General features: G+C 42.7%; 20 protein-coding genes. 14 read left to right on the top strand and 6 right to left on the bottom strand.

Going from position 1 to position 20,549, the window contains the following annotated elements; all coding sequences use genetic code 11:
- The first annotated feature begins 30 nt into the window (after nucleotides 1-30).
- Complete coding sequence (fabG, locus tag CGB83_RS12740) at nucleotides 31-774, top strand: 3-oxoacyl-[acyl-carrier-protein] reductase (RefSeq protein ID WP_100076130.1); 744 nt, start codon at nucleotides 31-33, stop codon at nucleotides 772-774.
- A gap of 62 nt (nucleotides 775-836) precedes the next feature.
- Here fabG and CGB83_RS12735 read toward each other — a convergent pair whose 3' ends face one another.
- The 3 genes from CGB83_RS12735 to CGB83_RS12725 all read right to left on the bottom strand — a co-directional run bounded on the left by CGB83_RS12735 (nucleotide 837) and on the right by CGB83_RS12725 (nucleotide 4,729).
- Nucleotides 837-1,877 carry a GMP reductase gene (locus CGB83_RS12735; RefSeq protein ID WP_100076129.1) on the bottom strand — a complete coding sequence of 347 codons (1,041 nt, stop codon included), beginning with the start codon at nucleotides 1,875-1,877 and terminating at the stop codon, nucleotides 837-839.
- 150 nt (nucleotides 1,878-2,027) lie between these two features.
- A complete protein-coding gene (locus CGB83_RS12730; protein WP_157761419.1) occupies nucleotides 2,028-3,362 on the bottom strand; it encodes a hypothetical protein in 1,335 nt (444 codons plus the stop codon).
- 17 nt (nucleotides 3,363-3,379) lie between these two features.
- On the bottom strand, nucleotides 3,380-4,729 hold the full coding sequence (locus CGB83_RS12725; RefSeq protein ID WP_157761418.1) for a hypothetical protein: 1,350 nt from the start codon (nucleotides 4,727-4,729) through the stop codon (nucleotides 3,380-3,382).
- Nucleotides 4,730-5,018: 289 nt separating this feature from the next.
- On the opposite strand from CGB83_RS12725, the gene CGB83_RS12720 reads away from it, so the two are divergent.
- The 3 genes from CGB83_RS12720 to CGB83_RS12710 are packed head-to-tail and all read left to right on the top strand — an operon-like array spanning nucleotide 5,019 to nucleotide 7,484.
- Complete coding sequence (locus tag CGB83_RS12720; protein ID WP_172954700.1) at nucleotides 5,019-5,783, top strand: prolipoprotein diacylglyceryl transferase; 765 nt, start codon at nucleotides 5,019-5,021, stop codon at nucleotides 5,781-5,783.
- A complete protein-coding gene (locus tag CGB83_RS12715; RefSeq protein ID WP_100076125.1) occupies nucleotides 5,780-6,022 on the top strand; it encodes a hypothetical protein in 243 nt (80 codons plus the stop codon). Before CGB83_RS12720 ends, CGB83_RS12715 begins: the two co-directional genes overlap by 4 nt.
- 58 nt (nucleotides 6,023-6,080) lie before the next feature.
- Nucleotides 6,081-7,484 (top strand): radical SAM protein, encoded by a 1,404-nt coding sequence (locus tag CGB83_RS12710; protein WP_100076124.1) that lies wholly within the window; start codon nucleotides 6,081-6,083, stop codon nucleotides 7,482-7,484.
- A 60-nt stretch (nucleotides 7,485-7,544) separates the two neighbouring features.
- Here the strand turns inward: CGB83_RS12710 and CGB83_RS12705 are convergent, their stop codons facing one another.
- Together CGB83_RS12705 and surE are read right to left on the bottom strand one after the other, a co-directional pair.
- Nucleotides 7,545-8,201, bottom strand: a complete 657-nt coding sequence (locus CGB83_RS12705) for a GNAT family N-acetyltransferase (RefSeq protein ID WP_100076123.1) — start codon at nucleotides 8,199-8,201, stop codon at nucleotides 7,545-7,547.
- Nucleotides 8,191-8,970, bottom strand: coding sequence for a 5'/3'-nucleotidase SurE (surE, locus tag CGB83_RS12700; RefSeq protein ID WP_100076122.1), 780 nt, complete (start codon nucleotides 8,968-8,970; stop codon nucleotides 8,191-8,193). Before surE ends, CGB83_RS12705 begins: the two co-directional genes overlap by 11 nt.
- A 337-nt stretch (nucleotides 8,971-9,307) precedes the next feature.
- Between surE and CGB83_RS12695 the strand changes: the two genes are divergently transcribed.
- Nucleotides 9,308-11,437 carry a carboxy terminal-processing peptidase gene (locus CGB83_RS12695; protein WP_100076121.1) on the top strand — a complete coding sequence of 710 codons (2,130 nt, stop codon included), beginning with the start codon at nucleotides 9,308-9,310 and terminating at the stop codon, nucleotides 11,435-11,437.
- A 53-nt stretch (nucleotides 11,438-11,490) separates the two neighbouring features.
- On the opposite strand, the gene CGB83_RS12690 is transcribed toward CGB83_RS12695, so the two are convergent.
- Nucleotides 11,491-11,994, bottom strand: a complete 504-nt coding sequence (locus CGB83_RS12690) for a superoxide dismutase family protein (protein ID WP_100076120.1) — start codon at nucleotides 11,992-11,994, stop codon at nucleotides 11,491-11,493.
- Nucleotides 11,995-12,173: 179 nt separating this feature from the next.
- Between CGB83_RS12690 and CGB83_RS12685 the strand changes: the two genes are divergently transcribed.
- The 9 genes from CGB83_RS12685 to CGB83_RS12645 all read left to right on the top strand — a co-directional run bounded on the left by CGB83_RS12685 (nucleotide 12,174) and on the right by CGB83_RS12645 (nucleotide 20,386).
- On the top strand, nucleotides 12,174-13,070 hold the full coding sequence (locus CGB83_RS12685; RefSeq protein ID WP_100076119.1) for an AraC family transcriptional regulator: 897 nt from the start codon (nucleotides 12,174-12,176) through the stop codon (nucleotides 13,068-13,070).
- 213 nt (nucleotides 13,071-13,283) lie between these two features.
- Nucleotides 13,284-15,506, top strand: a complete 2,223-nt coding sequence (locus CGB83_RS12680; RefSeq protein WP_100076118.1) for a TonB-dependent receptor — start codon at nucleotides 13,284-13,286, stop codon at nucleotides 15,504-15,506.
- A 93-nt stretch (nucleotides 15,507-15,599) separates the two neighbouring features.
- A complete protein-coding gene (locus tag CGB83_RS12675) occupies nucleotides 15,600-16,247 on the top strand; it encodes a hypothetical protein (RefSeq protein WP_100076117.1) in 648 nt (215 codons plus the stop codon).
- A gap of 136 nt (nucleotides 16,248-16,383) precedes the next feature.
- A complete protein-coding gene (locus CGB83_RS12670) occupies nucleotides 16,384-17,700 on the top strand; it encodes a 2TM domain-containing protein (protein ID WP_100076116.1) in 1,317 nt (438 codons plus the stop codon).
- Nucleotides 17,701-17,718: 18 nt separating this feature from the next.
- Entirely contained in the window at nucleotides 17,719-18,042 is a 324-nt protein-coding gene (locus CGB83_RS12665) for a 2TM domain-containing protein (protein ID WP_100076115.1), read from the top strand.
- 4 nt (nucleotides 18,043-18,046) lie between these two features.
- Nucleotides 18,047-18,616, top strand: a complete 570-nt coding sequence (locus tag CGB83_RS12660) for a methyltransferase family protein (protein WP_100076114.1) — start codon at nucleotides 18,047-18,049, stop codon at nucleotides 18,614-18,616.
- A gap of 378 nt (nucleotides 18,617-18,994) precedes the next feature.
- Complete coding sequence (locus CGB83_RS12655) at nucleotides 18,995-19,288, top strand: 2TM domain-containing protein (RefSeq protein WP_100076113.1); 294 nt, start codon at nucleotides 18,995-18,997, stop codon at nucleotides 19,286-19,288.
- A 26-nt stretch (nucleotides 19,289-19,314) separates the two neighbouring features.
- A complete protein-coding gene (locus tag CGB83_RS12650) occupies nucleotides 19,315-19,590 on the top strand; it encodes a 2TM domain-containing protein (RefSeq protein WP_100076112.1) in 276 nt (91 codons plus the stop codon).
- Nucleotides 19,591-19,642: 52 nt separating this feature from the next.
- Nucleotides 19,643-20,386, top strand: a complete 744-nt coding sequence (locus CGB83_RS12645) for a LytR/AlgR family response regulator transcription factor (RefSeq protein ID WP_100076111.1) — start codon at nucleotides 19,643-19,645, stop codon at nucleotides 20,384-20,386.
- The last annotated feature ends 163 nt before the right edge of the window (nucleotides 20,387-20,549 follow it).

Raw genomic sequence — 20,549 nt, 5'->3', positions numbered from 1 at the left:
TAAATCGTTTAAGAAATAATTGTCATATATATGAAACTATTAGAAGGAAAGGTAGCACTGATTACGGGAGCTACACGGGGAATCGGAAAAGGAATTGCTGAAGTTTTTGCACAACACGGTGCCAAAATAGCCTTTACCTATGCAGGTTCCGTAGATAAAGCCAAAGAGTTGGAAGCCGCTTTAAGTTCTGTAACGCAGATTAAGGGATATCAGTCTGACGCATCGGATTATGATGCTGCCCAGAAATTAATTGATGAAGTGATGGCGGAATTCGGCCAGATCGACATCCTGATCAATAATGCAGGGATTACCAAAGACAACCTTTTGCTGAGAATGTCCAAAGAGGACTGGGATGTAATCATGAGAGTAAACCTGGATTCTGTATTCAACCTTACGAAAGCAGTTATTAAGCCGATGATGAAGGCCAAATCCGGATCTATTATCAATATGACTTCAGTAGTGGGGATCAGCGGAAATGCCGGTCAGGCCAACTACGCAGCATCCAAAGCCGGTGTTATAGGATTTACCAAATCCGTAGCGCTGGAATTAGGTTCCAGAAATATCCGCTGCAATGCTATTGCACCGGGATTTATTGAAACGGAAATGACTGCTGCCCTGGATGAAAAAACCACTCAGACGTGGAGGGAAGGTATTCCTCTGAAGAGAGGCGGGAAACCGGAAGATGTAGCCAATGCCTGCGTATTTTTAGGAAGTGACATGTCTGCTTATGTTACCGGACAAACCCTGAACGTGGACGGAGGGATGTTAACCTAAGCTGCTGTACCAGCATCAATAATATGAAAACGCCGGATACTACATCCGGCGTTTCCTGTATTTTAATCTTTGAATACCTGGTTTTCCTGTTCCTGGACTCTGATGAATGTTGTGCGCTTAGACAGTTCCTTTAATTTTGAAGCGCCTACATAAGTGCATGTGGAACGTACCCCGCCCAGGATATCCTTTACCGTTCCGGCAACCGGACCTTTGTAGGGTACCCTGACGGTTTTGCCTTCAGAAGCCCTGTATTCTGCGACTCCTCCCGAATGCTTATCCATGGCTGTTTTGGAGCTCATTCCATAAAATAACCGGAATTTTTTGCCGTTTTCCTCCACTATTTCGCCTCCGCTTTCATCGTGTCCGGCAAACATGCCGCCCAGCATTACAAAATCTGCACCGCCGCCGAAAGCTTTGGCTACATCACCCGGAACTTTGCAGCCTCCGTCTGCTATGATATGGCCTCCCAATCCATGGGCAGCGTCTGAACATTCAATGATGGCCGACAACTGCGGATAGCCTACGCCTGTTTTTACACGTGTGGTACATACCGATCCCGGCCCGATGCCTACTTTGATGATATCGGCACCCACCAGTAACAATTCCTCCACCATTTCCCCGGTTACCACATTTCCGGCGATGATAATCTTATCGGGGAAATTACTCCTTGCGGCCTTCACAAAGTCTACAAAATGTTCAGAGTATCCATTGGCTACATCAATGCAGAGAAACTCGATTTTAGGGTGCTTTTCGAGGATGTGGCGGATTTTTTCTTTATCAGCGTTGCCGGTACCTGTGCTTAATGCAATATATTGATAAATGCTTTCCGGCTGGCTGTCCAGGAATGCATCCCATTCTTCGGGGGAATAATGTTTGTGCACTGCGGTAATGATCTTCTCTTTTGCCAGCTCTACTGCCATTTCAAAAGTTCCTACCGTATCCATATTGGCCGCAATAACCGGAATTCCTTTCCATTTCTTTTGGGTATGGAGAAAAGTAAACTCACGTTCCAGATCCACTTCAGACCGGGATTTCAGTGTAGACCGTTTAGGACGGAACATCACATCCTTGAATCCCAGCTTTATATCATATTCTATTCTCATGATTTTGGAAATATTTAAATAAAAATAGCAAAAAGATTCAACGTAAAAGAATTGTGCAGGCACTTTAACCATACCCGGCCCTTAATTTACGTTTCGTCTTCATGCTATTGAATCCATTTCCGATATGATATCTTTATCTCAGAACATGAATTATGGTGCCGTATCGTCCCAGAAGCGGATGATATTACCGTTGGTGTCTATTTTAAGAAGTAAAAAGTCAGAGGAACCGTTAACCGGACCGGTTATGTCGCCGTCAGTTGAGTTGCTCCGTCCTGCAATGACATAGCCATTCTGGCTGCGCGCTACAGCAGTGGCTGAATCACCGAGCGTTCCGCCAATAGCTTTCTGCCACAATAAGTTTCCTGTAGTACTGAGTTTTACCACCCAGGCATCCACTACGCCATGATTCCCGGAAACATTTCCGTCGTTCGATCGGGTATCTCCAGCCACTACATAGGTTCCATCGGTATCCTGCAGTATGGCAAACGTATTCTCACTACCACTGCCGCCCAGCGCCTTCTGCCATTGTAAATTTCCTATATTATCCAGTTTTATTATCCAGGAATCATACACGCCATGGTTTCCGGATACATTTCCATTGTTTGAAAGCGCATATCCGGCCACGGCAAATCCTCCGTCAGCAGTCTGGATAACAGCATTGGCAAGATCAGTGTCCGTACCTCCGAAGACCTTATGCCATTCTACGGTTCCTGTATTGCTCAGCTTAACGATCAGGTAATCCTGATTTCCGTTATTTCCTACCCCATCGCCGTTAGTTGAGTCGCTATATCCGGCTACGGCATATCCTCCATCGGTTGTCTGGACGATGGATAGTGCGCTTTCAGTGCCTGAACCTCCTAATGTTTTCTGCCACTGTAACGCTCCGAATTGATCAAGTTTTACTACCCAGAAATCAAATCCTCCCAGGTTCCCGGACACATCTCCGCTGTTTGAAGCAGTGAACCCGGCTATTGCATACCCTCCATCTGAAGTCTGTACCAGAGAATAGGCGTTATCGTCTGCCGGTCCTCCCAATGTTTTCTGCCAATGCAATGCCCCGGAGCTGTCCAGCTTTACGATCCAGAAATCATTCCCCCCATGATTGCCTGATACGTCTCCGTTATTGGATGCAGTAATGCCTGCAATGGCATAGCCTCCATCCGCGGTCTGGACAATTGATCTTGCTTCATCATTGTCTGACCCTCCCAAGGTTTTCTTCCATTGCAGATTTCCTGAACTGCTGACTTTAATAATCCAGAAATCAATATTTCCATTATTTGCAGACACATCTCCGTCGGATGAAGCAGAATATCCTGCTAAGGCATATCCTCCGTCTGTGGTAGCCACTGCTGATCTTGCAAAATCAACAGATGTTCCGCCGAATACATTCCTGTTTTCTTTGAGAGGTATGATAGGCGTACCCGGAATTTGTGCATGCAAAGCAGATAATCCCAATAGGAAAAATAAACACAGTATTATTCTCATATTCATTTTCTTACCCATTATAATCCTCTTACACAATATACATACACGATAGTCCCTATAACAACAAAAGTGTATAAAGTATGGGTATTGGCTATACTTGCGTTGTTGTTCACATATTTAAACGTAAAGGCTGTAGCCGTAAATGCGGATGTTCCGGAAGTGGTTCCTCTTACACTTAAAGTATACGTTCCGCCATCCTTGATATTCTGAAGAGTAAAGTTTCCTGCAGAAGCTGAAGTATAGGCCAGGTTGCTCTTGCTGTAATCAATGGTTGTGCTGCTTCCCGCATCGTAAGCAGATTTGTTTGTAGAAGCACCGTCAACTTCCAGCTTTGAGGCAGGAGATGAGGTTCCTATTCCTACATTTACCGCAGATCCTCCCGTACCGCCCAAAACAAGGCTGTTGCTGGCGCTGACCTTAGCGCCATACCCGATGGCCGTGGCATTGGTAAGGTTGTTGGTATCCGCATCCGCACCGGTTCCTATAAACGTATTGTTACCGCCCGTAGTAATCGTCTGTCCTGCCATATTCCCTACAGCGACGTTATTATTTGCCGTAGTATTGTTCCTTCCCGAGCTGTAGCCCAGAAAAGTATTATTGCTTCCCGCCGTGTTGCTGTTTCCTGCCTGGTAACCCATAAAAGCATTATTGCCTCCGGTTGTGTTCGTATTCCCGGCCCATGTGCCTACAAAGGAATTGCCATCACCGGTTGTGCTGCTGCTTCCGGAATTGTAACCCATAAATACGTTGGAATTTCCGGTGGTATTGGAAGTCCCTGCATAAGGTCCCATAAATACGTTGGAACTTCCCAGTGTATTAGCGAAGCCCGCATTAGTGCCCATAAATACGTTCAGGTTACCTGTGGTATTTGTTTTTCCGGCATTGATCCCCAGAGTAAGGTTATCGAAAACCGTTGTCCCGATGTAACCGGATAAATTATTGTTGGTTTTGATCACCAACGCACGGGCATCAGTAGTCCCGATAAAGTTGGTGGCAGGATCCGTGCCTGCATTACCAGTCATGCTCCAGTTGGCGGCGGCGGCGGCGTTCCCCATTTTCTGCCAGAGGCTTCCGTCAAAATAATAATAGCCTTCAGCAGTAATATTAGCTGTTTTGCTGTCTGATACAGTAACTGCAGCGGTAGCATAAAGGATAGACCCTTTCTGGTCTGAGCCGTATTGTGCATTTCCGGCTTTGATCTGATCCCCGGTCAGCTTTGGTACAATGATTCCTTCGGGCTTGCTGCCATCTGTGGTTTTGGCCGTAATATCAAGAGTAGATTTCGGGCTTTGATTATTAATTCCTACCTGTGAATATGTAAGGATAGAAAGCAATAAAGTACTTGCAGTGAGTAGATGTGTCTTCATATAACTTTTTTTATTTCACAACTTTCAGACTTTTGCTGAAAATTCTCCGCGCAAAAGTAATATTAATTATTGATTAACTATATATCAGATTGTATTTATATGTTAAATATTCATTAATAGACCGTTATGATTTTTATTTGTACAGCTTCATATTAAATTCAGTATATAATTATTACTTATATCATGGCTATTTTGAAAGGATATAAGATCATAAGAACAGGATTCCATTTTCCGAAATAAAATCATCAACAGGTATGTATTTAACTTCGAAAACCTTATTTTTGGTATCATGGATTTTCCTGTCACCTTTCATATATTCGGTAAAAGCATCCTGGCGCATCCCCTGTTTGAAGCGGTGGGCATGTTTGTTGGCATGCGGTATTATTTTTATCTTAAAAGGAAGTCGCCGGAAAAGCTGTCTTTCAATACTTCGGCTGCCGTACTGATCGGTGCTACAGCAGGAGCATTGATCGGATCGAAACTGATCGGGAACTTGGAAAATCCCTTCATCCTGTTTTCTGAAAAGTTCAGCCTGGCCCGTTTCTGGTCGAATAATACCATTGTAGGGGGATTGGCTTTCGGGTTAGCCGGGGTAGAGCTGGCGAAAAAAATTGTCGGTCACAGGGAAAGCACGGGCGACCTGATTGTCTTTCCCCTGATGCTGGCGATAATCATCGGGAGGATTGGGTGTTTCCTGACCGGGATTTATGAAGAAACCTATGGGATCCCGACCCGATTCATTTTCGGTATGCATTTGGGAGATCAGTACCTGAGGCATCCGGTTGCCTTATATGAAATTGCATTTTTAATCATGCTCTGGATTTTCCTGAAAAAAATTCAGAACAGCCGGAAATATGTTTCCGGATTTGTTTTTCAGCTGTTTATGGTGGCTTATTTCATGTTCAGGTTCTGCCTGGATTTTATTAAGCCGAGAGTGGAACTTGTTTGGAGCCTGGGAACGATCCAGCTGGTCTGCCTTTGTGTGATCATTTATTATATTTTTAAAATAAAAGATACAAAATCCGTACATTCACATCAAATATCCAACATATGAAAACGCTGACGCTTCTGGAAGTTAATAATCTGGGTTTAGGAGGATTTTTACTGATCATCATTCTTATCATCCTCTTTGTGGCATTGGTGGTATCAGTCATCATAACCCTGATTGTCAAGCTTATTTACGAATCAGGGAATAATAATACTTTTTCAAAAAAACAGTTTATACAGACCATGCTGATCTGCATGCTTGTTTTCGGCCTGATCAGCGGCTATATCTGTGGCGGCGGTTTTTAAATCATTAAATACAGATTTTTAGCTGTTACATTGTTGAACTATTACACCACTCATTATTATGCCGGTAAGAAACTATACCTATTACGACTATACCATCAGCCTTTGCCCCGAATGCCTGAAAAGGGTAGGCGCCAAGATCATCATTGAGGAAGACAGCGTTTTTATGACGAAAAGATGTCCGGATCATGGCTTTTTCAAAACCAAAATTGCTTCAGATGTTCATTATTACAAGAATATCAGGAACTATAATAAAGCCTCGGAAATGCCGCTTCATTTCGGAACAGATGTAGAGTACGGATGCCCGTACGACTGCGGTCTCTGCGTAGACCACGAACAGCACAGCTGCCTGTCTATTGTTGAAGTAACGGACCGCTGCAACCTGACCTGTCCGACCTGTTATGCCATGTCATCCCCTCATTATGGCAGCCACCGCAGCCTGGAAGAGATTGAAGCCATGTTTGATGTGATCGTGAAGAATGAGGGCGAACCGGATGTTGTACAAATCAGCGGGGGAGAGCCTACGATCCATCCTGAATTTTTCAGGATCATGGATATAGCGAAATCCAAGCCCATCAAGCATCTGATGCTGAATACCAACGGAATCAGGATTGCCAACGACCCCGGTTTTGCAGAAAAACTGGCAGGGTATGCGCCGGAATTCGAGATTTACCTGCAGTTTGACTCCTTTAAACCTGAAGTATTGCAGGATTTCAGAGGAAAAGACCTTACGGATGTCAGGATGAGGGCTTTGGAAAAACTGAATGCCCTGAATCTTTCCACTACCTTGGTTGTTGTGCTTCAGAAAGATAAAAATATTGACGAGATCGGAAAGATCATTGAGTTTGCCCTCAGGCAGAAATGTGTACGCGGCATTACCTTCCAGCCCGTAGAGATTGCCGGAAGGAACAGGGCAGATTCACCATATGAGAAAATAACCCTTACCGAAGTCCGGCAGGAAATTTTAAACCAGTTCCCATTGCTTAACAGCGATGATATCATTCCGGTGCCGTGTAATCCCGATGCACTCGCGATGGGCTATATCCTGAAGCTGGAAGGAGAAACCATTCCGCTGACCCGGTATATTAATCCTGCGGATCTGCTGAATAACGAAACCCGGAATACCATTGTTTACGAACAGGATACCGGACTGCAGATGCAGCTGCTGGATATTTTCAGTACCGGAATTTCAGTGGATAAGGTGCAGCCCAAAGTCAATCAGTTGCTGTGCTGCCTCCCGGAAGTCTGTGCTCCTGACCTTGATTATGACAACCTGTTCAGGATCATCATTATGAATTTTATGGATGCCCATGATTTTGACGTGCGGGCCGTAAAGAAATCCTGTGTCCATATTGTGAATAAAGACCTGAAACTGATCCCTTTTGAAACGATGAATCTCTTTTACAGGGATGATAAAATCAAATACCTGGAAGAACTCAGAAAAGAAGATAAAGTATTATTCTGAAGGTTTGCAGCGCAACCATCCGGAATTCATTCAGGAAGGGTATGAAAGCAACCGCATGAATTACCTTTTAATACCCCATACGTCTATTTTGCCGCGGTGGCTGAACCCAAGCTTTTCATAAAGCTTTATGGCGCCTGCATTGCTTTCGGCAACATGCAGAAAAGGCGTTTTGTTATCTTCCTGTATTTTTCCTGAAACATGGGCTACAAGCTGTTTGGCATATCCCTTACCAAGATAACCGGTATCAGTGATTACGGCGCTCAGTTCCGTCATGTCATTCATCTGCATCCTCTCACCGGTAACGGCAACCAGTATACCCTCCTTAAAAATACCAAAATACCGTCCTAGTTCAGGGGTCCTGTTTTTAAAATAATACGGATAAAACTTCGCAATAAAAGCAAGAAGCTCTTCGTAATGTTCTTCCTTAAGCTGAATGATTTCTTCCGTGTAGTCCAGCGTTATCATCTTTTCCAGGACATACTGGTCACAGACTAAACGGGAAAGGCTTTGATCTGTCTTAGGTTTTGCTCCGAAGATGAGAAAGTCATCACAGGATTTTGCATAGGCTGTGATGTCTTTCTCTCCCGAAACATGTGCCGAACCACCAAAGGCGGCTACTTCGGGGGTATAGAATTTAGTATCCCCGAAGTGTAAGCAAAACTTTTCGTGGAATTCATTAAGAGCGTGATATACAGGACTGTCTAATTTACTGTACATGATCAAATTTCATTACTTCACTCAATGTATTCATATATTCATATGCGGTTAAATCGAACTTTACCGGAACAATAGAAATGTAGCCATTAGCCAATGCTGTTTCATCGGCATCTTCAGATTCATCCATATTATTGAAGTATCCGGTAAGCCAGTAGTATTTTTTACCGTGCGGATTTACCCTTTCATCAAAGCTTTCTTCCCATTTGGCATGGGCCTGCTTGCATACTTTTACTCCCTTGATCTCCTCTTTGGAAAGTTTGGGAATATTGACGTTCAGGACGATTCCTTTCGGCATCGGCTGCTCAAGGACTCTTTTTACAATATTCTGTATGTATTCCTTTGCCTGGGTAAAATCGGCTTCCCAGCTGAAATCCAGCAGAGAGAATCCAATGGAAGGCAGCCCTTCCACACCGCCCTCTACAGCAGCAGACATAGTCCCGGAATAGATAACATTGATAGAGGAGTTGGCGCCGTGGTTGATCCCGGAAACGACAATATCCGGCCTTCTCGGCAGGATTTTATCCAATGCCATTTTTACACAGTCTACGGGAGTTCCGCTGCATGAAAAGTCTTTTTGCGGACCATCCAGGTGGACTTCCTCATAGCTCAGCGTAGAATTAATGGTGATCGCATGGCCTTTTCCGCTCTGCGGTGAATTAGGGGCAACTACGATCACGTCACCGATTTCGTTCATAAAACTCACAAGATTTCTGATGCCCGGTGCTGTAATGCCGTCATCATTAGTAACCAGAATTAGTGGTTTTTCCATATAAAGATTGATTTTTAAAAATAGAACAGTGCCCGTCCGAAGAGAAACAGCGAACGGCATCCTATCCTCAAAAGTAACTAAAAGTTTTGATGCCGTAAGGTATTTTGCCGTTAAATTTTCTTAAATGTGAAGACTCATCAACGGCTGTTATTGCAGGGTAACCAGAATTTATTTTTCAGAAACTTCATTGTGGGCGCAGAATATAACCAATTATAACAAAAAAAATCAAAACTGCCCGATATTTGTAAATAAGGTATTAAATTTGATCGTTTGTAACAGTAATTCAATTATTGCTACCAATTACTATACTTTAATTAATAAAAATACATGACCTTCTATGTGGAAAAATTTTAAGCTGAATAAATTTTTACTCCTCATTCCTTTAACCAGTCTAATGTTTTGCTTCAACTCACCTAAAAATGATGATGAAAAAATGCAGACGATCATGGTGAGCGTAAAAAACACCCTTTCCTATTTACATTACAGTCCGAAACCTATTAATGATGCTTATGCAAGAGATGTGTATAAGCAATATTTTGAAATGATAGATCCGGCCAAAAGATATTTCCTGCAGTCTGATATGGACGAATTTGCCAAGCATGAGACCAAACTGGACGATTACCTGAATACCGGTGATCTAACCTTTTACAAGCTTACGGTAGACCGGCTTTATCAGAGAGTGGATGAAATTGATAAGGTAACCCAGGATATCTTCAGCAAGCCGATCAATCTGAATGAAGATGAAACCCTGACGCTGGAGCCGAAACTCAAGAAAGTACCTTCCAATAAGCAGGAACAGTATAATGAATGGAAAAAATTCATTAAGTACAACATCCTGCAGGAGATAGAATCCATGAACAGCAAGGAAGAAGCTCAGAAAGAGAAGAAAGATTCCGTGCAGCAGTACAAGCTTAAAGATACCATTAAGCTTAAGATCCTTACTCCGGACGAGAAGGTTAAAAAAGCTACTGATGAGGTAAAAGACTTGGTGAAAGAAACCTTTACCAGATTCAAGAAAAGAAAGAAAATGGATTGGTTTACGGTATATATGAATGCTTACACTGAAGTATTTGATCCGCATACCAATTATTATTCACCGAAAGACAAAGAAGATTTCGATACCAGCTTTACAGGAAAGGTAATCGGAATCGGAGCGATCATTCAGGAGAAAAAAGGATACCTGTATCTGGGTGCGCTTACCATCGGGGCTCCGGCCTGGAAATCAAAGCAGCTTTCAGAAGGAGATAAAATCCTGAAAGTAAAGTCTAAACCGAAAGAAGATGCGGTAAATGTCGTAGGAATGCTGTCCGATGAAGCGGTAAGGCTCATCCGAGGTGAAAAAGGGACTCCTGTAACGCTTACCGTACAGAAGAAAGACGGGACGATAAAAGATGTTACCATGATCCGAGAGGAAGTGGCTATTGAAGATACCTTCGCCAGAAGCATTATCGTGAATGCACCGAACGGTAAAAAATACGGGTTCATCAACCTGCCGAGCTTCAATGCTGATTTTGAAAATGAAAAAGGAAGAAATGCTTCTGATGACATTAAAAATGAAATCATTAAGCTTAAAGCCCAAAATATCCAGGGAATTATTCTGGATCTGAGAAACAACGGAGGGGGATCCCTTACCGAAGTAGGAGATATAATGGGGCTCTTCATGAAATCAGGCCCATATGTACAGGTGAAAGACGGGAACGGAAAGATCCAGACCCTTAAGAATAAGAATGAAACACCGATCTGGACCGGTCCTTTAGTGATCATGCAGAATGAACTTTCTGCTTCCGCTTCAGAAATCCTTGCCGGAGTTATGCAGGATTACGGCAGGGCGATTATCGTAGGATCGCCACAGTCCTTCGGAAAAGGGACCGTACAGTCTTTCGTAGACCTGAACAGGTTCCTGAATACAGAAGATGATTTCGGATCTTTAAAACTGACGATCCAGAAATTCTACAGGATTACCGGAGAATCTACCCAGAGAAAAGGGATCGTGTCCGATATCCAGATGAAAGACTTCTTTACTTATGCAGAAATAGGGGAGCGGTTTGATGATTATGCCCTTGCCTGGGACAAAATTCCGGGAACAAGCTTCGAGAAACTGAATTATTTCGATATCAAAGCCCTGGAAAAAGCCAGTGCCGACAGAATGGCCAAGAATACCAATTACCAGCTGTTACTGGAATCTGCCCAATGGAGGGAGAAACTGGATAAGGAAGAAACCATTACGCTTAATATCAACAAATTCAATGAGCTGATGAAGCAAAGAAAAGCACAGATTGAAAAATTCAAGTCACTGACTAAATTTGAGAACGGCCTTCAGTTTATGATGTACCAGAATGAAATTGAACGGGAGAAAAAAGATGAGGCGTTCAAAAAGAAATCTGAACTCTGGATTAAAAACCTTAAAAAAGATCTTTACCTTCAGGAGGCTATGAATATCATAGCGGATATGAATGCTAAAGCTTAATAAACAATAAAAAACCACTAATGAAAATTAGTGGTTTTTTTATGCTCTTTAATTTACCTGATCTCCACACAGCCTACTCTTCCGCCAGCGTTTCCGGTGGGTTGGGTATGGAAATCGTCTTTATCTGCGTGGATGATAAGGCCTTTCCCCATAATATTCTTGGAAGCATCCTCGCATCCCAGGCACCACTTATCCGTTTTGAACGTTAGTGTGGCATTGCCGCTCTGGTCTGCATTAAGATTCCCGATATCGCCCATGTGGAAATGTTCGGCGCCCCATTTGCCATGGTCGTCTTTGGCCGGGTTCCAGTGGCCTCCTGCCGAGGTTCCGTCAGGAGCTGAGCAATCTCCCTTTTCATGGATGTGTACGGCGTGGATGCCCGGTGTAAGGTTGGTTACATCCAGCTTCATAATAACGTCATTCCCTTTTTGAGTGAATTTTGCCGTTCCACCGGTCTGGGTATTGCTTTTAGACATCACCTGGTAAGTGTGGCTGGTTCCGCAGGATACCGCAAACAATGCGCTTCCGGCTAATAATGTTAATGTTTTAAGGTTCATTCTACTATGATTTAGTGATTACAATATAAATGTAAAGAAAGATTTAACAAAAAAGGTATAAACGGGTCATGTTTTTCAGGCAGCAGCTTAATTTTTTACATAAATCCATTATTAGCAAAAAAGGACCAATCATTTTCGTTCCCGGTTGTTATTTTTGCAGTACATGATCAGAATTGGATATGCATAAACAGAGCATCATAAAAGCCATAAGGTATATAGAAGACCATCTGGATTCGGAACTTTCACTGGAGAATGTTTCAGGGGCTGGCGCCTATTCTCCATTTCATTTTCACAGGATTTTCCGGCTGATCACTGGAGAAACTCTACAGAACTATACAGCAAGGAGAAGGACCGAAAAAAGTGCCTTTTACCTGGCGCTGAGAAAAGACATCAGTATCGCGGATGTTTATCATCAGTCAGGCTTTTCCAGTCATTCCGCTTTCAATAAAGCCTTTAAAAAATATTACGGGATATCCCCGTCGGGATTTCGCAAAGCAGCTCCGGAAAACTTTCACAGGATTGCTATTAAAGAAAGCAAGAAAGGACATAGGGATGCCATTTTCAGCCAGTACATTTACAATACAGAAAACCTTTTAAACTGGATGAATATGAATTTAAAAATCAAAGTAGGCCATCTTCCGGAAATGCACCTGGCGGCTGTTATGAGCCTGGGTATTGCCCATGTTGAATCCTCTTTCGGTACGCTGATAGACTGGGCAAAAAGCAAAAACCTGTTTCCCCGCGATCAGGTGAAAATGCTCTCTGTATACCATGACAGCTTTAAGGTGACTCCACCGGATAAAGTGAGAATCCATGCCTGTATGCTTCTGGATGAACCCTTGCAGAAACAGGAAGGGGAAGTCTTTCCTGAGACCGTTGAAACCGGAAAGTTCATCATCGGAAGCGGTGAAGTCACCCTGGATGATTTTGAACAGTGCTGGGTTTCCCTGTTTTTATGGATGAAGGAGCATCACCATTCGGTAAGAAAAGCATTTCCTTTTGAGATCTACCATACCAATTTCCGCGAACATCCCGAAGGAAAAATGACCGTTGATTTCTGTATCCCGATTCATTGATCCATGTTCTCATTGACCGTTAGCTAAAATACCGCTCCGATAGAGGGGTATTTTACTATACAGATTGAATTTACCTTCAATTTTCCCGCAAAACCGGTATTTCCTCTGTGTAAAAAATAAAATTAACCGTTCAGGTTCTAAAAATGACCGTTCGGGAACAAAAATTTATCTGTGCTTGAATTTCGTCCTACTTTTGAACCGTAATCAACAGTTATGAAAACAAAACTATTATTTCTGATTTCTTTTTTATGCTCTATGCTGAGCCTTGCCCAGATAAAAGTATCCGGTAAGGTAACCTATAAAAGCAAAGGCGTTGCAGATGTGAATATTACTTTAAAAAACACTTATGACGGTGCGACCACTGATGCTGAAGGAAACTTTTCCTTTGAAACCAATGAAAAAGGTAGCCAGGCCATTACCTTTACCCATCCCAAATACGATGATGTAGAGAAACCGGTAATGATCCAGGACCAGGCGATCACTGTAAATGCAGAACTGAAGGAGCAGATCAATGAAATAGATGCCATAGTGGTTTCCGCAGGATCTATTGAGGCAAGCGATAAAAAACGGGCTACCGCTCTGCTGACGCCGATCGATATTTATACTACCGCAGGAGCAGACGGGCAGATTTCCTCAGCCTTAACCTATCTTCCCGGGGTACAGAAAGTAGGGGAGTCCGAAGGCCTTTTCATCCGTGGCGGAACCGGAGCCGAGTCCAAAATCTTTATGGACGGCAGCCTTATCAACAACTATTTTTCCAACTCCGTACCGGGCATTGCAGGAAGAGACCGTTTCAATACGTCTCTGTTCAAAGGGAATATATTCTCCAGCGGTGGCTATTCAGCATTGTACGGACAGGCTCTTTCCGGGGCACTGATGCTGGAAAGCGTTGACCTGCCTAATGAAAGCTCTTATGATATCGGAGTTTCACCGATATTCATTGATGCAGGCTTCCAGCGTTTAAGCAAGAATAAGAATTATTCTTATGGAGCGACAGCAGGCTATTCCAACCTGGAGCTGATGCAGAATGTTCTGCATTTCAATACAGACTTTATACAATCCCCGCGCAGCATGAATGGAGACCTGAATTTCAGGATAAAAACAAAATCCGGCGGATTTTTTAAATATTATGGGAAATACGATACGAACAGGATGGCAGTAAGGACCGAAAGCCTCGAACCGCAGTACGATGCTGCGCTGATACGGCTGAAAGGGACAAATACTTATCATAACCTATCATTCAGGCAGAAATTCGGGAAATATCTGCTGAATATAGGAAGCTCGTATTCCTACAACCGTTCAGACCTTAACTTTTCAACGGAGAATGCGGGCCAGGAATCTGCCCGGACCCAATTGCTGACCGATGGGAATTATATCAACCTCAAAGCAGTCCTGGAAAGGAAGATCAACAGGATCAGCGCACTGAGGGGCGGATTTGAATTCAATAACTCAGATGAACAGCTTCATTTCCAGCAGGTAAACAAAAAATACAATGACCTGATCTCCTCCGCATTTGTGGAGTCGGATCTGGGATTCAGCAACCAGCTGTCTGCAAAAATAGGCGTACGGGCAGAACATTCATCCTTTCTGGATAAAAATAATATCGCACCGAGGCTTGCGCTTGCTTACCGGCTGGATAAGAACTGGACCAGCTCTATTGCCTACGGGCTTTTCTACCAGAATCCTGAAAGCAGGTATATCAATGCACCCGCCAACCTCGGATTCCAGCAGTCACAGCATTATATTTTCCAGATCCAGAGGGCATCAGAGGGGAGAAGCCTGAGACTAGAGGCATTTTACAAAAAATATGACCAGCTGATCAAAACCTTTACGCTAAATCCTGGTGAAAGCCAGAACCAGCAGATCCAGACAGCCCTTAATAATGACGGCTATGGATACGCCAAAGGAGCAGAATTTTTCTGGCGCGATAAGAAGACATTTAAAAATATCGATTACTGGATCAGTTATTCCTATCTGGATTCCAAAAGGGATTTTATGAATTATCCGGTAAGCCTGAAACCTAATTTTGCTGCGGAGCATACACTCTCTGTGGTAGCCAAAAGGTTCATTACGGAATGGAAACTGGGGGCCAACCTGTCTTATACGTATGCTAAAGGAAGGCCGTATTATGATATCGTCAGCCAGCAGAACAGCAATGTCATCCGGAATGAAGGAAGATTAAAGGATTACAGCTCCCTGAACCTGAGCTTTAACTACCTGCCGAACCTTGGAAAAAAGGATGCAAAAGCATTTACTATATTTGTGCTGAGTATTTCTAATGTCTTAGGGACGAAGAACATGTACGGATATAACTTTTCCGGTGACGGAGCCAGGAGTTCTGCCGTTGTTCCGCCTTCCAATACCTTTGTCTTTATAGGAGCCTTCATCAGTTTCGGGGTAGATAAAACGGAGGATGCCATTAATAATAATTTGTAAATGATGAAGAATCAGTACAGGTAATGATTTTATTATATAAATTAAATATATATCTTTGAATAATTATACAGTAACCTTAAAAAATTGAAAAAAATGAAGAAATATTTATTGAGTTTTGCGCTGGCTTTTGTAAGCTTAACAGCCTTTGCACAGACTGATTACGAAAAAGTGATGACTGAAAAAGTAGCCAGGATAGAAACGGCTAAAACAGCGGAAGATTTCCAGGCCCTGGCTAATGATTTCCACAGGATCGCAGGAAAAGATGAAAACAACTGGCTTCCGTTTTATTATGCAGCGCTGGCGAACATTCAGAAAGGAAGAGTGCTGATGCAGCAGGGTAAAACACAGGATCTTGATTTTATCGCAGGCCAGGCAGAGAAATACATTGGGGCAGCTTCCCATGTAGCGCCTACCGATAATGCTGAACTCCATTTGTTGAGCAAAATGGCTTACTCCTTAAAGATGATGGTTAACCCTCAGCAAAGGTATATGACTGATGGGGCAAAAGCTACTGAAGAACTTAAAAAGGCTGAAAAGCTGGATCCGAATAACCCGAGAATCGCGCTGATCAAAGCTGAAGATGTTTATTTTATGCCGGAGCAGTACGGAGGAAGCAAAGTAAAGGGAATGGAAATGTTTAAAGATGCTTTGAACAAGTTCAAGTCCTATACTCCGAAAACAGCATTGGATCCTAACTGGGGAAAATCTGAAGCGGAATATTTCGTAAGCCAGGCTAAATAATTGATGTACAATATCCAACTAACCTTCCGTTAAGGAAGGTTTTTTTATACCGTTCAGTCTTCAAAAATGACTGTTCGGGAGAAAATAATTGCCGTGAATACTCTAATAGATTAATTTTGAACCAGGAAAACCATTTATGAAACGCAGGAACCTTATTACTTTATGCTGGATATCACTGGCAACATCCATGATTTTTTTCTTCGGGTTTACAGATGAAAAGACGCTGAGTAATTTTCTGCTTACCGTGGTTGTATGCTTTATGTACTCCTTTGTGTTAGCGATGGGAAACAGCTATATCAACGATTTCCTGAACAAAAGGTTTCCGTGGTCTGAAGCCACTACCAGGAGAGCCATAATCAGTATTGTGTCGATTCTTATCGCGAATACCATAATGGTGTATTTCTGCAACTACATGAATTTTGTCGTTTTTCAGAAAGCTGCGACTACAGAAGAATATTTTTCGGGAAGGTACAGCTTCATCAATTGGTTTACAATTAATATCGCACTGCTGATTTCAGCCTTCCTCCATGCCAAAGGGTTTATGGAAGAGCTGAAAAAGTCTTCCCGTAAGGAAGTCGTAGAGCAGAAGCTCATTGCCAAATCCGCCAATGCCCAGTTTGAAAGCTTAAAGAATCAGCTGGATCCGCATTTCCTGTTCAATTCCCTGAATGTTCTGAGTTCCCTGATCGATGAAAACCCGAACCAGGCCCAGAAGTTTACAGCCTCAATGTCAAAGATTTACAGGTATGTCCTGGAGCAGAAAGACAAAGAGCTGGTCACGGTGGAAGATGAGATTGAATTTGCCAGGACCTATTGCGACCTGCTGAAAACCAGATTCGAAGACAGTGTAGATTTTATCTTTGAGGTCAGGAAAGAGGATTACCGCAGGTTTGTCGTTCCGCTTTCTTTACAGCTGTTGCTGGAAAACTGTATCAAGCATAATTTTGCCACCTCATCAAGGCCGCTCATCATTAGAATATTTTCTGAAAATGATACCCTCTGCATTGAAAACAACCTTCAGGTCCGGGAGCAGATCAAGGAAAGTTCGGGAATCGGTCTGGCCAATATTGTCCAGCGCTATTCACTGCTGACGAAAAGGAATGTATTCATTGAAAAATCAGAAGACTATTTTAAAGTAAAACTTCCGGTGCTGGTCAGTAAGCCTAATGAAATCAGTATCAAAACGGATACTTCAGATAAAGCCTATGAAAGGGCACAGAAACGCGTGAAGGAACTGAAGAGTTTTTACGGCAACCTTACTTCCTATTGCATTGTAATTCCGTCACTGATTATCATTAACCTGATCACGAGCCCGGATGACCTTTGGTTTTATTATCCGATGCTGGGATGGGGAATTGGCATCGCCGCTCACGGAATCAGCGCTTTCGGAATCGGTAAAAGATGGGAAGAGAAAAAGATCCGGGAAATTTTAGAAAAACAACATAAACGATAATCATTAAACAACAAATTTATGGAAGAGATCAGCCAGGACGATATCCGCTATAAGCAGGCAGAAAAAAGAGTGAAACAAATCAAGAACTTCTACATATTCCTCTTTGTATATGTCGTGGTGAACATATTCATCTTAATCACCAATTACCGCGAACTGAAACCTGGCCAGACCCTCTGGCACCTCAAATACTTCAGCCTTCCGCTGTTCTGGGGAATCGGTCTTTTGGTATACGGATTGCGGGTATTTGTCCCTAGCTTTATCCTGGGGAACCATTGGGAAGAAAAGAAGATCCAACAGCTTATGGACGAGGAAATGAATTCCCGTAACAGATTAAAATACTAAACAAATGAATGCTCTGGAGATTGTATTTGCCGTTTCTATGGTAGGCTGGTTTATCAGCGAATTCCTGTATAAGAACATCTTAAAATCCGGTGAAACAGACCGGAAAGGGAAAGACCGGTCTACCCTGAATTTCCTTTGGATCGCCATCCCGTTTTCCATTATCAGTGCAGTAACCTTGTCTTATTATACTCGGTTTCCGATCTCAGACGGCACCTGGATCCTGTATACAGGGGAAGCGCTGATCCTGATTGGAATTATTGTCCGGTTCATCATCATCCGTTCTCTAGGTAAGTATTTTACCGTTGATGTGACGATCAGGAAAGACCACACCATCAAAAAGGAGGGTTTTTACAGGTATCTCAGGCATCCTTCCTATACATTTTCCCTGCTTACTTCTTTAGGTCTTGGGCTATACCTTAACAACTGGCTTTCATTGGCTTTAGCGCTTATTCCTCCGTTCATCGCTTTCAGCTACAGGATTAAGATTGAAGAAGCTGCGCTTATTGAGCAGTTTGGGGAAGAGTATCTGGAATACCGGCGCAAAACCAGGAAGCTCATTCCGTTTATCTACTGAAGATTAAAATCTGTTTTTTCAGCGGATCAATTTCTGCAGCTGTGCATTGAATGTTTTTATGGTCAATCAAAGAAAAAGCTGCGATCAAAGTTTCCTGTTTTCAGAATGATTTAAAGTGAGGTCTTCTGACTACTTATCTATTGTATGCTCTGCCTGCAATAGATATTTTTTTAATACGGTGTCTGGCTGTATTTACTTTAGAGAGAACCGGAGTTCTCCTTATCTCTTTCATTCATAGACGAGTGACGCATAGTAATACCCGTTTTCACCGTTCGGTATTCATTTTCTACGGTTCGGTCAGTTAAAATTGATCCGGAGGTGAACATTGACCTACATTTGTCTCAACAAAACAAACAGTTTAATCTAAACAATAAAAAAATGGAAACATCATTCAACACAGAAAGCAGGGCATACGAGAAAGCAGCCCGAAGAGTAAAAGAAATAAAAGGCTTTTACAGCAACCTTACTTCTTACTGCCTGGTCATCCCTTTCCTGGTTGTTTTAAACCTGCTGACATCCCCTGAGAATCTCTGGTTTTTCTGGCCAATGCTGGGGTGGGGCATAGGGATCGCTGCCCATGGCGTAAGTACTTTCGGGATCGGGAGAAACTGGGAAGAAAAGAAGATCAGGGAACTGATGGACGAAGAGAACAAACAGGCAAAAACTTTTTAATTGTAACCAACATTAAACAAATCATCATGGATTATTATCACGCACAACAACGGGTAAAAGAACTGAAAAGGTTTTATAAAAGCCTTATATGGTTCGGTATTATCGCCATTATTATTTTTTCCGATGACCTCTTTGAAAAAGGAATTTTCAATATTTCATACTGGGATGGATCAGTTATTCTTTTGATCTGGGGAATTATTCTGACGGTAAAAGCCGTAAAGTTATTTATCTTTGATGCCGACTGGGAAAGAAGCATTGTAGAAAAAGAAATGGGTAAACATAAGGACTCGGTTAAATTTTAACATGCAGGAACTTTCAGTTGCTTTTAATTCAGAAATCAAACAGACATAAACAATGATCAAAACGGTTATTATTGAAGATGAAAAACCGGCTTTAAGAAAGCTTGAACGGATGCTGGGCAGTTTTCCCGATATCGAAATCGTGGCCAGGATAGAATCTGTAGAGGAGGGTAAACAATGGTTCTCTGAAAACGACCAAGCACAGCTTATTTTTTCTGATATTGTCCTGGGAGACGGGTTATCATTCGACATCTTTCAGGAGTTTCCTACCAAAGCATTCATCATCTATACCACCGCTTTTGATCAGTATACGCTGAAAGCCTTCAAGCTGAACAGCATCGATTATCTTCTGAAGCCTATCCTGGATGAAGACCTTGCCGGCGCAGTGGAAAAATTCAAATCCTTTATCCCATCCGGGAACGCAGTAAGCTCACAGGAAATCAAGCAGCTGATCAAGGAAGATAAAAGCACGCTTTCCAGAATCCTGGTAAAGATCGGGTACAACCTGAAAATTGTACAGACCCATGAAGTCAGCTGTTTTTTCAGCGAAAATAAAATTGTCTACCTTCAGACTAAAGACCGTTCTTATCCTTCAGATTTCACCCTGGATGAGCTGGCCGATGTGCTGGATGAAAACAAATTTTTCAGGGTCAACCGGCAATTTATCATCAATTCAGACCACATCAGGAATATCCATACGTCTCCGTATTATAAGGTTGAGCTCGAGTTTCAGCCTGAAGATGAAATTACCGTCAGCCGCGAGCGGGTGAAGGATTTTAAGGACTGGCTGGTGAGGTAGAAGATAAGAATTAAGAGCCGAGAGTCAAGAATCAAGAACCAAGAACCAAGAATCAAGAGCCAGGAATCGAGAATCAAGAATCAAGAAAGAATCAGGAATCGAGAAAACCGTTCTATGGGAGTTGTTGGACAATACTGATGGGCAAGACACGGATTTTGTTCTG

It is taken from the genome of Chryseobacterium camelliae, assembly GCF_002770595.1.
Taxonomy (GTDB): Bacteria; Bacteroidota; Bacteroidia; order Flavobacteriales; family Weeksellaceae; genus Chryseobacterium; species Chryseobacterium camelliae.
The sequence above is the reverse complement of the archived record's forward strand: the minus strand, read 5'-3'. Positions and strand labels throughout refer to the sequence as shown.